At 52.3% G+C, this 13,432-nt stretch carries 15 protein-coding genes and 1 tRNA gene; 8 read left to right on the top strand and 8 right to left on the bottom strand.

All coding sequences use genetic code 11. The features are described 5' to 3' along the window. Positions 1-42: 42 nt before the first annotated feature. A complete protein-coding gene (gene gap / locus ACVDHE_RS06085) occupies positions 43-1,068 on the bottom strand; it encodes a type I glyceraldehyde-3-phosphate dehydrogenase (RefSeq protein ID WP_418725100.1) in 1,026 nt (341 codons plus the stop codon). 316 nt (positions 1,069-1,384) lie between these two features. Between gap and ACVDHE_RS06080 the strand changes: the two genes are divergently transcribed. The 3 genes from ACVDHE_RS06080 (at position 1,385) to ACVDHE_RS06070 (ending at position 3,728) form a co-directional block, all read left to right on the top strand. Further along, on the top strand, positions 1,385-2,200 hold the full coding sequence (locus ACVDHE_RS06080; protein WP_458885952.1) for a sensor histidine kinase: 816 nt from the start codon (positions 1,385-1,387) through the stop codon (positions 2,198-2,200). A gap of 90 nt (positions 2,201-2,290) precedes the next feature. Continuing rightward, on the top strand, positions 2,291-3,343 hold the full coding sequence (mnmA, locus tag ACVDHE_RS06075; protein WP_458885951.1) for a tRNA 2-thiouridine(34) synthase MnmA: 1,053 nt from the start codon (positions 2,291-2,293) through the stop codon (positions 3,341-3,343). Between the two features lie 308 nt (positions 3,344-3,651). Then, a tRNA-Val gene (locus ACVDHE_RS06070) sits at positions 3,652-3,728 on the top strand. Positions 3,729-3,817: 89 nt separating this feature from the next. Here ACVDHE_RS06070 and ACVDHE_RS06065 read toward each other — a convergent pair. From ACVDHE_RS06065 to ACVDHE_RS06055, 3 genes are all read right to left on the bottom strand, one after another. Further along, on the bottom strand, positions 3,818-5,008 hold the full coding sequence (locus ACVDHE_RS06065; protein ID WP_458885950.1) for a tyrosine-type recombinase/integrase: 1,191 nt from the start codon (positions 5,006-5,008) through the stop codon (positions 3,818-3,820). 8 nt (positions 5,009-5,016) lie between these two features. After that, positions 5,017-5,229: a helix-turn-helix domain-containing protein gene (locus ACVDHE_RS06060; RefSeq protein WP_458886158.1), complete on the bottom strand. Its 213-nt coding sequence runs from the start codon at positions 5,227-5,229 to the stop codon at positions 5,017-5,019. Positions 5,230-7,018: 1,789 nt separating this feature from the next. Continuing rightward, the gene (locus ACVDHE_RS06055) at positions 7,019-7,249 is read right to left on the bottom strand and encodes a helix-turn-helix domain-containing protein (RefSeq protein WP_458885949.1); all 231 of its coding nucleotides are present in this window, start codon (positions 7,247-7,249) and stop codon (positions 7,019-7,021) included. A gap of 187 nt (positions 7,250-7,436) precedes the next feature. Here ACVDHE_RS06055 and ACVDHE_RS06050 point away from each other — a divergent pair, with 187 nt between their 5' ends. After that, on the top strand, positions 7,437-8,087 hold the full coding sequence (locus ACVDHE_RS06050) for a zinc ribbon domain-containing protein (RefSeq protein ID WP_458885948.1): 651 nt from the start codon (positions 7,437-7,439) through the stop codon (positions 8,085-8,087). 17 nt (positions 8,088-8,104) lie between these two features. Here ACVDHE_RS06050 and ACVDHE_RS06045 read toward each other — a convergent pair whose 3' ends face one another. From ACVDHE_RS06045 to ACVDHE_RS06030, 4 genes are all read right to left on the bottom strand, one after another. After that, on the bottom strand, positions 8,105-8,671 hold the full coding sequence (locus tag ACVDHE_RS06045; RefSeq protein WP_458885947.1) for a tyrosine-type recombinase/integrase: 567 nt from the start codon (positions 8,669-8,671) through the stop codon (positions 8,105-8,107). Positions 8,672-9,066: 395 nt separating this feature from the next. After that, positions 9,067-9,714, bottom strand: a complete 648-nt coding sequence (locus tag ACVDHE_RS06040; protein WP_458885946.1) for a SprT-like domain-containing protein — start codon at positions 9,712-9,714, stop codon at positions 9,067-9,069. A gap of 15 nt (positions 9,715-9,729) precedes the next feature. Beyond that, positions 9,730-10,005, bottom strand: a complete 276-nt coding sequence (locus ACVDHE_RS06035; RefSeq protein ID WP_458885945.1) for a hypothetical protein — start codon at positions 10,003-10,005, stop codon at positions 9,730-9,732. A gap of 27 nt (positions 10,006-10,032) precedes the next feature. Then, positions 10,033-10,182 (bottom strand): hypothetical protein, encoded by a 150-nt coding sequence (locus tag ACVDHE_RS06030; protein WP_458885944.1) that lies wholly within the window; start codon positions 10,180-10,182, stop codon positions 10,033-10,035. A 353-nt stretch (positions 10,183-10,535) separates the two neighbouring features. Between ACVDHE_RS06030 and ACVDHE_RS06025 the strand changes: the two genes are divergently transcribed. The 4 genes from ACVDHE_RS06025 to ACVDHE_RS06010 all read left to right on the top strand — a co-directional run bounded on the left by ACVDHE_RS06025 (position 10,536) and on the right by ACVDHE_RS06010 (position 13,385). After that, the gene (locus tag ACVDHE_RS06025) at positions 10,536-10,859 is read left to right on the top strand and encodes a hypothetical protein (protein WP_458885943.1); all 324 of its coding nucleotides are present in this window, start codon (positions 10,536-10,538) and stop codon (positions 10,857-10,859) included. 276 nt (positions 10,860-11,135) lie between these two features. Continuing rightward, on the top strand, positions 11,136-12,074 hold the full coding sequence (locus tag ACVDHE_RS06020; protein ID WP_458885942.1) for a DNA/RNA non-specific endonuclease: 939 nt from the start codon (positions 11,136-11,138) through the stop codon (positions 12,072-12,074). Between the two features lie 195 nt (positions 12,075-12,269). Then, positions 12,270-12,434, top strand: a complete 165-nt coding sequence (locus ACVDHE_RS06015) for a hypothetical protein (RefSeq protein WP_213037282.1) — start codon at positions 12,270-12,272, stop codon at positions 12,432-12,434. Between the two features lie 120 nt (positions 12,435-12,554). Beyond that, positions 12,555-13,385 carry a deoxyribonuclease IV gene (locus ACVDHE_RS06010; protein ID WP_458885941.1) on the top strand — a complete coding sequence of 277 codons (831 nt, stop codon included), beginning with the start codon at positions 12,555-12,557 and terminating at the stop codon, positions 13,383-13,385. The last annotated feature ends 47 nt before the right edge of the window (positions 13,386-13,432 follow it).

Raw genomic sequence — 13,432 nt, 5'->3', positions numbered from 1 at the left:
AAAAAGCACGTCCTTACAGGACGTGCTTTTTTGCGCGCGGTTTCAATCTCCGCTGTCCACGGCGTGCATGTGGGCCATCAGATCCAGGATCTTGTTGGTATAGCCCCACTCGTTGTCATACCAGGCGATGAGCTTGACGAAGTTGTCGTCCAGCATGATGCCCGCCGTCTCGTCAAAGATGCAGGTCTCGGAAAAGCCCGTCAGGTCCGAGGAGACCACCTGGTCGCAGGTGCAGGTGATGATGCCCTTCATGCTGTTCTTGGCGGCGTTTTCCATGGCCACGCACACGTCGTGGTAGCTGGCGGGCTGGATCAGCCGGGCCGTCAGATCCACCACGGAGACGTCGTTGGTGGGCACCCGGAAGCTCATGCCGGTCATCTTTCCCTTCAGCTCCGGGATCACCACGCCCACGGCCTTCGCCGCGCCGGTGGTGGAGGGGATGATGTTGCCCAGGACGCTGCGGCCCGTGCGCCAGTCCCGGCCCGCCCGGGCGTCCACCGCCTTCTGCTTGGCAGTGGCGGCGTGGATGGTGCTCATCAGTGCCTGGGAGATGCCGAAGGTGTCGTGGATGACCTTGGTCATGGGAGCCAGACAGTTGGTGGTGCAGGAGGCGTTGGACACCACGTCCATGTCCGTGGTGTACTTTTTATGGTTCACACCCATGACAAAGGTGGGCGTCACGTCGTCCTTGGCGGGGGCGGAGATGATGACCTTTTTTGCCCCGTGGACCAGATGGGCGGAGGCCTTCTCCGTGGTGCAGTAGGCACCGGTGGACTCGATGATGTATTCCGCGCCGCAGTCGTCCCAGGGGATGTCGGCGGCGTTTTCCTCACTGTATACCCGGATCTTCCGGCCGTTGATGATCAGGTGGCGGTCATCCCGCTCCACCGCGCCGGTAAAGGTGCGGAACACCGAGTCGTATTTCACCTGATAGACCATGTAGTCCAGGTCCGCGCTGCGCAGGTTGATGCCCCGGATGTCATAGCTGCCGCAGCCCCGCTCCACCATGCACCGCAGCGCCACCCGCCCGATCCGGCCAAAGCCGTTGATGCCCACTTTGATCGCCATACCGTTCCTCCAAATTCATGATCTTCGCCGTGGGATGCCCCCAACCGGCGGTGGCCCCATTATAGCATGTCTGAGAAAACTTTCTCATGTTATTTACGTAAAATTTACGTATTGTTTCGTAAATTTTCTTGTGAGTTTATCCAAGCGGTCCGCCGACACGATTCGACTTCATCTTCCAAAATTCGACAAACTTCTTGTTTTCCAGAGGGTTTTTTGCTATGCTGATGGTGCCGGAGCCAGGCTTTTCCACGATTTTGGGCCTGTCCTCCGGCACATGCTACACCCATCGCGCCTCCGGCGCGGGAAAGGAGCCGCCATGGAACAGGACGAGCGCCAGCAGGCGCTTTTGTTTGCCAATATCGCCGCCCAGCTGCGGGGCGCCCTGAGCAACCTGCGCCTGGCGGCGTCTCAGCTGGTGCCTCCCGCCCAGCGGGAGCAGGACCCGGAGCTGGACGCCCGGGCGGCCCTGCTGGACCAGAGCTACTACCAGCTGCTGCGGCTGGTGAACGATCTGTCCGCGGCATCCCAGTACCTGGGCGGCGGCCAGCCCCTGCCCCTCCAGGACCGGGACATCGTGGACACCGTCCGGGAGCTGTGCGTTCAGGCGGAGGGCCCCGCGGCACTGCTGGGCCTGGAGCTCCGGTTTATCTGCGCCGCGGACCAGCACGTGTGCGCCTTTCATCTGCCGGGCCTGGAGCTGCTGGTCCACCAGCTGCTATCCAACGCTCTCAAGTTCACGCCCGCCGGCGGCACCGTCACCGTGGAGCTGAAGTTCCACGCAAAGCGGGTGCTGCTGTCGGTGGAGGACACCGGCCGGGGCATTGCCCCGGAGCATCTGGAGGCCCTGTTCGACCGCTATCTCCACGGGGAGCCTCTGGCGCCCGCCCCCCAGGGCCTGGGCCTGGGCCTGCCCCTGTGCCGCCGCATCGCCGAGGGCCACGGCGGCACCATCATGGCCGAATCGTCCATGGGGAAGGGCTCCCGGTTCACGTTGTCCATCCCGGACCGGCAGACCGGTACCCCGGGCCTGTCCGACGTGGCGCTGGACTACTCCGGCGGCTTCAACCGGACGCTGCTGGCCCTGGCGGACGCCCTGCCGGCCAAGGCCTTTCTGCTGCGCAATCAGGGCTGATCCCTCCGGTTCCGCTGCCCGGCGGACCGGGGGTTTTCTTTTGCCCGGAAATAGGGTACAATAAGGCGATTGACCAGAGGAGGTGGTTCCATGGCGAAGAAGGGGACCGTGGCCGTGGCCATGAGCGGCGGCGTGGACAGTGCCGCCGCCGCGCTGCTGCTGGCGGAGGCGGGATACGACGTGTGGGGCGTGACGCTGCGGCTCCAGAGCTGCCCCGGGGCGGCGGAGACCGCGGAGGCGGAGATCGCCTCCGCCCGCCGGGCGGCGGAGGCTTTGGGCATCCCACACCGGGTGCTGGACCTGCGGGAGCGGTTCCGCACCGCCGTCATGGACCGCTTCGTGTCGGAGTACCTGGCGGGCCGGACCCCCAACCCCTGCGTGGACTGCAACCGGGAGATCAAGTTCGGCGCCCTGCTGGACTGGGTCCTGGAGCAGGGGGCGGACTTCCTCTCCACCGGCCACTACGCCCGGGTGGACCGGGCGGAGGGCCGCTGGCGGCTGCTGCGGGGCGCTGACCGGCGCAAGGACCAGAGCTACGTCCTCTACCAGCTGACCCAGCGTCAGCTCTCCCACCTGCTGCTGCCCCTGGGGGACCATGACAAGCCTGCCATCCGGCAGATGGTGGAAGCCCGGGGCCTCGCCAACGCCCGGAAGGCCGACAGCCAGGACATCTGCTTCATCCCCGACGGGGACTACGCCGCCTTCCTGGCCGCCAGCGGCGCGGAGCTGGTGCCCGGGGACTTCGTGGACGAGACCGGCCGGGTGCTGGGCCGCCACAGGGGCCTGCCCTGCTACACCCCGGGCCAGCGGAAGGGCCTGGGCGTCAGCGCCGGGGAGCCTGTGTACGTGCTGCGCAAGGAGGCGGCGGGCAACCGGATCATCCTGGGACCGGACAGTGCCCTGTACACCGCGGAGCTGACGGCGGAGCGGGTCAACTGGCTCTCCGTGCCTGCGCCGGAGGGGCCCCTGGCGGTGACCGCCAAGACCCGGTACACCCAGAGAGAGGCCGCCGCCACGGCGGAGGTCCTGCCGGACGGGCGGCTCCGCGTGACCTTTGCGGAGCCCCAGCGGGCCGTCACCGCCGGGCAGGCGGTGGTGCTGTATGTGGGAGAGGCGGTGGCCGGCGGCGGCACCATCTGCTGAGATACGCAAAAGGACGCCGCGAAAAGCGGCGTCCCGGGTCCTCAACGCTGGCTGATGCACCACGTGTCCTGAAAGATCAGATCGTCCACGTCGCCGCCGGCGGAAGGCTGTGTATGCATATGGGTTCCTCCTTTGCAAATGGGCTCCCCGCCAGTATACGCGGCAGAGGGCGAAAACTTGCGCGAAAGTCCGGCCCCGGCGGCGGAAAATTTCTCCCCCCGCCGGGGCGCCGTAAAAAATCCCGGAAAATCAAAAGAAAACAGTTGACAAACGGGTTTGTTTCGTGTATTTTATATATGTTCCGCTTCGGACGATTAGCTCAGCTGGCTAGAGCACCTGCTTGACGTGCAGGGGGTCACAGGTTCGAGTCCTGTATCGTCCACCAGAACAAAGCCCTTGAAACCGCAAGGTTTCGGGGGCTTTTCTTTTTTGCTTCGAAGTGTTTTCCCTTATTGTTTCCCTTAATTTGGGCCTTCATTTTGCGGCGATCCGTCGGATCATACTCTCCATGCGGGCGGCGCTGTCTCTTTGCATTTGCCCCGTAACATGTCCATAAACATCCAGTGTAAACGCAGCTGTCGCATGTCCTAGAGTTGCCTGGACTGTTTTGATGTCGTCTCCGCCTTGAAGTGCTAGAACCGCATACGTATGACGCAGATCATGGAACCTGGCATCCGGTGCGCCGATTTTCCCCATAATGCGTTTGAAGCAGTCATAGACGGTCCGATAAGAGAGATATCCGCCGATCTGATTCGTGAATACCAGATTATTTTCCGTCCAAAGCTCTCTTGCCCGGAACCGCATTTCATTTTGCTTGCCTTTTTGCAGTTGGAACAGGTGCAGGACTGACGGCGGCAGTGTAATTATCCGGCACTTTCCATTTTTGGGAGAAGACAGATAGTAGGTTCCGCCTTTCTTCTGTTGTCTGCGTAATTGCTGTCTGATCCGCAGCGTTCCCCGTTCAAAATCCACGCAGTCCCAAGTGAGCCCCAGAATCTCTCCCTCTCGGATTCCTGTAAACAGCGCTATTTTATAGAGATATTCATGGGGATGTCCTTGAATCTCTGCCAAAAACAGCTGGATTTGATTTTCATTCAAGGGTTGAATCTCTTTTTTCTCTGCTCTGGGAGGTTTGCAGCCATCGGCGGGATTTTTTGGAAGATATCCGATCTGAACCGCCTGCTGCAAAGCCTTATGGAGAATTCCGTGAATGTTGCGGACAGATTTTGCAGACAGAGCACGAACGGATTCACTTTCCGGCTCTATCAGGCGGTTGTAAAATCTCTGGATCATAAGAGCAGTCAATCCGTCCAATTTGATTGCTCCAAGGTATTTCACGATGTACAGTTCCACGCTTCGTTTGTATAAATAAGCTGTGGACTCCTTCACATCACCCAGAAAGTCTTTTTCCCAGACCTCCATCCATTCACCGACTGTCATTCGGCAGGACAACGGAACAATTCCATCACTTCTCTCAACTGTCATCTGCCGCATTTTTTCTACGACTTCCTTCTGCGTCTTTCCTGTGACAGATTTTTGAATCTGTCTTCCTGTTTCAGGACAGTAACCGACGGTATAACGGCCCTCCCAATACTCATAGATTTTTCCGTTTCTGGTTATTTTCTTCTTTCGAATCGATCCAAGTCCATTGGCATTTCTCTTCATGTGTGGCATCATTGTTCTCCCTTCTGCCACACAGACTTTTCACCAGGAGAATCAAACGGTGTACCTGTGGTTCCAGCATTTAAAAACTCGTCTAATGCTGTTCTGGGAATTCTGTACTGTCGATTTACTCGAACGCTGCGGATTTTTCCGGAGCGCACAAGACCATATGCCGTACATTTCCCAATTCGTAGTTCTTTTGTAAGATCTTCGACAGTTAAGATTTCAATTTTCTATTTCATGCTTTTTATTTACTCCTTTTAATTTTTTTAAATTTATTTAATTAAAATACATTATATTTGCATTTTCATATATGTTATCACACAATTTTCTTAATTTCAATAGGGTATTAACTTTATTTTTCGAAAATAATTTTAATAAACTATTGACAAGTTTAATTTTTTCATATATAATCTGTTATAATTTTTTAATTTCCGCGTTTAGTTTTGTAATAAATCTATTATATAGTCCGATTTAAAACTACCAGAAATTTATATTATTTTAAATATAAAAATTTTAACTGGTACTTTCTACATATATTATTTAATTATTATATTAAGAAGCAAAAAGCACCACAAATAAGAAAGGAGCTGATTCTTTGGAAAAGTACATCTATAATACATAGAATATATCAAAAGGCGATATTTTCCCCACTTTTAGTGCCCTATTTCGAAGGGTTACCGGCAGAGACGTTCCTAGTGGGAGTAAAAACCGGAAAATTGCTATCAAGAATCTAAAATGCCATGTGAGTTACTCTCTTTTAAAAGACATAGACCCCAACGAATCTTCCAAAAGAAAACTTGTGGTTACAGCAGTTTATGATCCACCCCTTTTAGTAAAAAAGAATTATGGAACACGCGGAAAATACGCGGATTTTCTCCGTCCTTTGCTGCTGCAAAAGTCAGATTTTCACGGGAAAATGTATGAACTCTGCAATTCTCTGGGACTTTTTGAGGAATACTACAAAGAATTTATCTCAGAAAATTCCTCTGCTATGGATATGGTCCAGAGGAACGGAGATTTCAGCTATAATTTGTGGAAGTTTCGTGAATAGAGACGCCGCGGAGAACAGGCATACTGTCTTATTCTTCAAAGGCAATTAACGGCCATCCTTACTCGATCCCTGAATTCTTTGAAAAAAAACGGTGTTCTTCAATGGGAAAATTGCTACTATATTGTCCCTGATCTTTTTTATTCCTTCGATAACACACAATATAGAGTCAAGAGCGATCATGAACTAGAGGAAGAATACCGTCAGCATATATCCGCCATCAAAAAAGAAGCCGATCAGATGGGCTCTGTACTTGATTGTGAACTCGTCACATGTCTTATTAACGGAATTGGCCGCAGGAAAAATACACGGCGTTCAGACTTACCTAGGAAGCCTGGAGCGGTCATTCGGTGTACACCTTATCAAGAAGCCGCCATTGACAACTACTAGCTGTATCTGCGGCAGTTATCATATATGTCGTATTTTCAATTAGACACCCTTCCCAATGCAAATATTTCCGTGATCCGAAATGCCGGCAAGTTCTTTATAAGCCCAGACCTTATGCGAACTTACAAGTGTATCGACTTTGAAATGCGGTCGCGTCTTTTTGGAAATATTGTTTTTTGGAAAGAAGTACACTATCAAATTATCGATGCCCAAAAAGCTGCTGAATTTCGTCCAGAGGATTTTCATTAGGACAAAGAATTCGCATACCAAGTAACAAAAAATGTTATTTCTTATGTGGAATCGCAGATGAGCAGAACTGGTTTTGAATTCAAAAAAGAACTTGATTCGCCGGACTTCTGTGGATTTGGTGAGCCTATACCCGGAAAGCGTTATCACCTCATTTCATATTCATCTGCTGTTACACTGCATACCCGGTTAAAATCCCTTTACAAAGTAGAATAATTCTCCGGATTACCTTATAATGGAGATCAAAAGACTCCCTGAGTGATTCGTCCATCACTGGATAAATCGCTCAGGGAGTTTTATATTTTTGAATATACACATTCAAAATTCAGCTATTTTCGTTTTGCCGCTTTTGGATAAGGGGTCCTTTCATCGGTCACTCCTAAGAGATAATCAATGCTCGTACCATAAATCTCAGATAACTTTACCAATACTTCGGTAGGGATATCTCTCTTTCCAGTCTCATAATTGGAATAACATACTTGGGAGCAATTCAATATAGCCGCAACATCTTTCTGCAACAAATCAGCATCTTCCCTTAAATCCCGGATTCGTCTATACATTTGCCGTTTTCCTTTCTGGAAGATATAGCAAAAGTATAGGGAAAACATTTTGTTATCTTGCATTATAAAACAAAATGTTATATACTCCTGTTGGACAGTCTAAATTTCATTCGAATGCAGCAAAACTGAACGCTTGTCATTAAAAAAGCAGCAACAACAATAGATATTATATTGGAGGGATAAATTTATGGCTTTAATTTCTTGTCCTGAGTGTGGCAACCAGCTTTCGGAAAAGGCAACTTCTTGCCCGCATTGTGGATATATCTTACGTAAATCGAAGATGGATTTATTGAAAGCTAATATCCTTAGATATAAGTGGCTCACTATCATCGGACTAATAGTAATTGCAAGTGGAATAGTTGTATTTGCAATTTCAGCTACTAGATTAAATCAATATGAGCAAGCATCCCTTGAAAATTGCCAAATGCTGATAGAAACACTTAAAGATCCCGAATCTTTTACATTATATGATGATATTCTTGTATATCCGTGTCCAGATCAGAACGATGGGAGGGAAAGCGAAGACGATGGTGATCCCTTAGAATATGATGCGCTCTTTTATATTTCATATGGAGCAGCAAACAGTTATGGTGGAATGGTACGAGAAATAGCTGTATTTCAAGATTGCACTTATATGGGAAATTTTAGTGAGATAGAAGAATATACTGACTTTTCTTTCGATGATTACGAAGGGGCGCTATTCTCACTTGCGAATATGATGTCACACGAAGATGAGTTGAGAGCGGTAATTCCATATAAACATGCAAAAAGCAGTGGCGATTGGGAGGGGTTTTATTATGCCAATGCCGATAAAATTATGAAAAGGCTTACAACCTGATAATTTTTATACAAGCTTCACACATCTAAGCACAAATGCCCCTCAATGGCCTGTTCGATCTCCTGCTGCTGGATGCCGATATATCTCTGCGTCACGGCGGCGGAACTGTGCTGCAAGAGCTGCTGTACCAGAGCAATATTGTAGTGGCTGTTCTTGTAGATCTCCGTAGCATAGAATTTTCGGAAGCTGTGGGTGCTGATACCTGTGTAGCCCAAGTAATCACAGACCAGCTTTAATTGCTTCTGCACCGCCCGCTCTGTAATGGGGAAGATCGGTTCCTCCGGGGAAATCCTGCAGTCTATGCAGTAGCAGCGAATAAACTGATAGAGCGCAAGGGGAACCGTGAAGGTCCTTGCCTTTTGGGTCTTTTGCTCTTTGATGGAAAGCCGGTATCGTTCTCCGTCCCTTACAATGTCCATGAGCCGCAGCTTCACAATGTCCGAGATGCGTAGTCCCAGATTTGCCTCCAGGATCAGCGCCGTTGCGATTCTGAGGTTGGGTCTGCATCCGGAGAAACCCTGTTTCATGGTACGGATGATTTCCTGATACTGCTCCGTAGTCAAAGCGACTGTCTTTTTGTTCATGGAAAACAACTCCTTTTTTGCTGGTAAATTCTTCAAAAATACGAACTTTCCGCTTTGAAATTACGAACGCTCTCCCTGAAAGTCCGAAAATGTCTGAAACTGCTGGATTTTGCTGTTCGTATTTCTACTCTTTTAAGAACGAATGGGAAAAAGCTCCCCATACTCGTATTTGCTCGGGTATGGGGAGCCTGATTTTATTTGCTGCGTAAAACGGCATACAGAAACAGCAGCAGCGGAAGTTCCATTGCAAAAAGAATTCCTCGAAGCTCCATGGAATGCCCTCCTTTCTGTAAAAAGAAGCCTCAGAACCGTTCTGTGGGCAGGGAAGTCCTCTGATACTCCCCGACCTGTCAAACGCTTCTGGGCCTTATAAATGCCCTTTATTTCGTTGAATCTCAAGCTTCAATCATAGGCTCTTTGCAATCCAAACAGGCGATATGAACTTCCTTGGTAGCCCGTACAGAATTACCGCAGCAAGGGCAGAGATATTTCCTGCTGCCGGATGTCCGGGGCGGTACGATGACGGTTCCTGCCGGACTGTGTGTTCCTGTCCCCGCCACAGAAATTCCACGGAACTCATTCCTGGTAATGAGAATATCAGTCAGCCCATTTTCCAGAATGAAGTTCAGCAGATCGTCGCTGGGAGCAGTGATGGTCCATCCGTATTTGGGGTGTAAATCCACAATCAGCCCATGTGCTTCCGCAGCAGCTTTGAACCGTCTGTTATGATAAGTGTTGCCTCGGCTGGTGTCCTTGATCTGATTCTCGTAACAGTAGAGATGTATCATTTCGTGGAGCAGCGTTGCACAGATATCTTCAATAGGTCTGGAAAGCGTTCCTGCTCCGATGTTGATTTCATGACTGCATCCAACAGCAGAGACCCATGTATCGGGCCGCATGGAGAAATGCCCGTATGCCTTTGGGGTGCTCTGGATGGTGATGGTCGGTCTTGAAAGTGCATTTTCAAAATAATGCTGGTTCAGCAGGTCAAACAGCTTATTGAGATATCCTGCCGCGCGGTTATAACTGGTAAGCTGCTTCATATTCCGTTTCTCCTTTCAGGAAATAATGAATCTGCGGCTGGTGGTGGCTTTGCTGTACTGTGCGAACAAATCCGCATGCGTGCATTTGAATGCGGCGCTGTCAAAACGGGTGGTAATGACTGTTTTCCAGGTGACTTTGCAGGTTTTCCCTTGGAGCGTGTCCGTGTTCAAGGTCAGCATTTCACGTTTGATTTCATCTTCTATGGCAGTGATTTCAGCTTTGATCTCAGCCTCCATATTGCGAAGGTCCCGCAGCTCCTGAACCTTTACATCCAGTTCGTGAATACTCATGACGCATACCGTCCTTTCTGTTGCAGTTTATTTTTCTTTGGGGTCGGAAAAAGGGAAGATCAGGAGAAAGAGAAACAGCACAAGGGATGTCAGGAGAGATACATCCAAAGCGTTCAGCTCCGGTCCATGATTGTATAGATAGACATTTGAGAACAGCAGTAAAAGCACATAACCCATAAGGAACCTCCTTTCTCAATATTAGTGTGTATATAAAAAAGACTGCCGGGAAACCCAGCAGCCTTGAACCTTCATATTCAAAAAAACAGTAGATCAAAATAATAGGAAATTTTCACTTGGGGATATATGGTATCAGGATACCTGGCAAAGTTCAGGCGAAATTTTCCCCTTTAAATAATCAATAGTTTTCCTGAAAACCGCGAATTTACATTTTGGGTGTTGAAAACAACTGTTTCAGATTCTCAAACACATTGTTAGCAGGAGAGAAATATAGTTTATTTCATAGTTAATTTCTATTTACTTTTTTAAATTAACATATTATAATTAAAAAAACCAAATAGGTGGCCTGATTTATGGATAAGAAAAAAAGCAGCAAGTGGAAACATGCAGATTTTTTAAAAGGTGAAGTTCCTACCCGAAAAGCAGAAATTGATTTGCAGTATATTTTTCATTACTGCAAGCAGGATCGGGAAAAAGCTGCATGGTTTCTTGACACCATGCGCAAATATGAGGGGGACAAGGTTCGCCATTTAAAAGTCCGGAAAGAATTTGTGGACAAATACTATCCGGAGTTCAACGAAAAGCCAAAGTCTGTTGCAGCAACAGCAGAAAAGAAAAAAACACAGGCAGAGGCATACATGGACGAAATTTCTGATTTTTTAAAGACTTTTGAATAAAAGAAAAGAGAGGCGGATCACCTCCCTTTTCCCTCACCTGATTCTCCTGGTTCATTCGTCTGTGAACTGTTTTAATTTTCCCTTATTTTTCCCTTAGGCATCAATTTCTTTTTATCAAAAGGCAGTAAAAGGCAGCATTTGGATGACTGGTCGAACACACAGAGTATCGAAGTTTATCAATGGGCAGCAGCACTCAGCAGATTGCTCTTTGAATTCGAGTCCTGTATCGTCCACCACCGACAGCGCCTGCAACAGCAGGCGCTGTTTTTTTCTGCCGTGAGAAAGGAGACGCCCTTGAAAAAGCTGCTGAAAAAGCTGGTGCCCCTGGCGCTGCTGTGCTGCGCCGCCCTGACCGCCTACACCCAGCGGGACCTGTTCCTGCCCGCCCAGTCCTTCTCGCTGGAGGACGTGCCCGCCTTCTCCGGCGAGCCTTACGTGGTCCTGGAGGACAACCAGCCCTCCTTTGACCGGGAGGACCTGCCCACGGCCTCCTACGAGACATACAGCCCCCTGGACCTGCTGGGCCGCTGCGGCCCGGCGGAGGCCAATGTGGGCACCGACCTGATGCCCACGGAGGAGCGGGGGGAGATCGGTCAGGTGAAGCCCTCCGGCTGGCAGACAGTCAAATACGACTCTGTGGACGGCAAGTACCTCTACAACCGCTGCCACCTGATCGGCTACCAGCTGACCGGGGAGAACGCCAACGAAGAAAATCTCATCACCGGCACCCGCTATATGAACGTGGAGGGGATGCTGCCCTTTGAAAATGAGGTGGCGGACTACGTACAGGACACCGGCAACCACGTGCTCTACCGGGTGACGCCCGTCTTTTCCGGGACGGAGCTGGTGGCCCGGGGCGTCCAGATGGAGGCGCTGTCCGTGGAGGACGGCGGCGAGGGCGTTTGCTTCAACGTCTACGTCTACAACTGCCAGCCCGGCATCACCATCGACTACGCCACCGGGGACAGCTGGCTCACCGGGGAGGCGCCCAATACCTCCGACGCCGCCCCGTCCGACAGCGCGTCCGACGCCAACTCCGGCGCCGCGGAAGCCGGGGAGGAGACCTACATCCTCAACACCAGCTCCATGAAGTTCCACGACCCCGACTGCACCGGCGCCGCCTCCATCAAGGAGGAGAACCGGCAGAGCTACACCGGCAGCCGGGAGGACCTGATCGCCGAGGGCTATGCCCCCTGCGGACAGTGCAATCCCTGATTTTCCGGCACCAGATCCCCTTTTTCGGGACGGAGCGGCACCATCCGCCTCCGTCCCGTGTTTTTTCCCTCGCTCCCTCCATTTTTTTCAAATTGTCGAGCTTCTCGACAAATTCAGACAGAATCTCTCCGAGCGTTTGTGTATGATATGGAAAGTTCCTACATCTTGTGCCGTATCAGAAAGGACGGATACCAAATGCTGAATATTCCGAGAGAATACTTGCTCCTCTTCAACGCCATCACCGACGCGGAGGAATCCCTGCGGCGGCTGCAGGTCAGCCTGATGGAGACCCAGAGGCGGGCGGAAGAGCTGTTTATCGAGGAGGAGGACGTCCCCGCGCACCCCACCCATCACCCTTGAGCGGCGCTGCGCCGCTTTTCTGCCTGTTCTCCCCCAGGGGCGGACCGGCTGTTGCATTTGCCGGTGACAGGGACGGCCGCCTGTGGTATGCTGAAAAAAACACCAAGGGAGGCCTGCCTCATGCACATCGGCTGTCACCTCTCCAGCTCCAAGGGCTTTGCCGCCATGGGCCGCCAGGCTCTGGAGCTGGGCGCCGACACCTTTCAGTTTTTCACCCGCAATCCCCGGGGCAGCCGGGCCAAGGACCTGGACGAGGCCGACGCGGCGGCGCTGACGGCGCTGATGGCGGAGCACCGTTTCGCCCCGGTGGTGGCCCATGCGCCTTACACCCTGAACCTCTGCGGCGCCAGGGAGGAAAACCGCGCCTTCGCCCTGGAGACCATGGCCGACGACCTGCGGCGGCTGGAGCATCTGCCGGGGCAGCTCTATAACTTCCACCCCGGCAGCCACGTGGGCCAGGGGGAGGAGATCGGCACGGCGCTGATCGCCGCGGGGCTCAACGTCCTGCTGCGGCCGGACCAGACCACCACCGTGCTGCTGGAGACCATGTCCGGCAAGGGCAGCGAGGTGGGCGGCAGCTTTGAATCGCTCCGCGCCATTTTGGACCGGGTGGAGCTGGGGGAGAAGGTGGGGATCTGCCTGGACACCTGCCACGTCTGGGACGCGGGCTACGACATCGCCGCCGACTTTGACGGCGTGCTGGCGGAATTTGACCGCCTTCTCGGCCTGGACCGGCTCCGGGCCGTCCACCTCAACGACAGCAAGAACCCCCTGGGCAGCCGCAAGGACCGCCACGCGTGTATCGGGGAAGGCTGTATCGGCCTGGAGGCCCTGGTGCGGGTGGTGCGGCATCCGGCCCTGCGGGACCTGCCCTTCTGCCTGGAAACCCCCAACGACCTTGCCGGCTACGCCCGGGAGATCGCCCTGCTGCGCCGGGCTGCGGAGGACTGACCCCGCCGCGCAGACCGCGCAGACCCGCCTCAAAACACAACAGCGCC

The sequence above is a fragment of the Dysosmobacter sp. Phy genome (genome assembly GCF_054476235.1).
The sequence above is the reverse complement of the archived record's forward strand: the minus strand, read 5'-3'. Positions and strand labels throughout refer to the sequence as shown.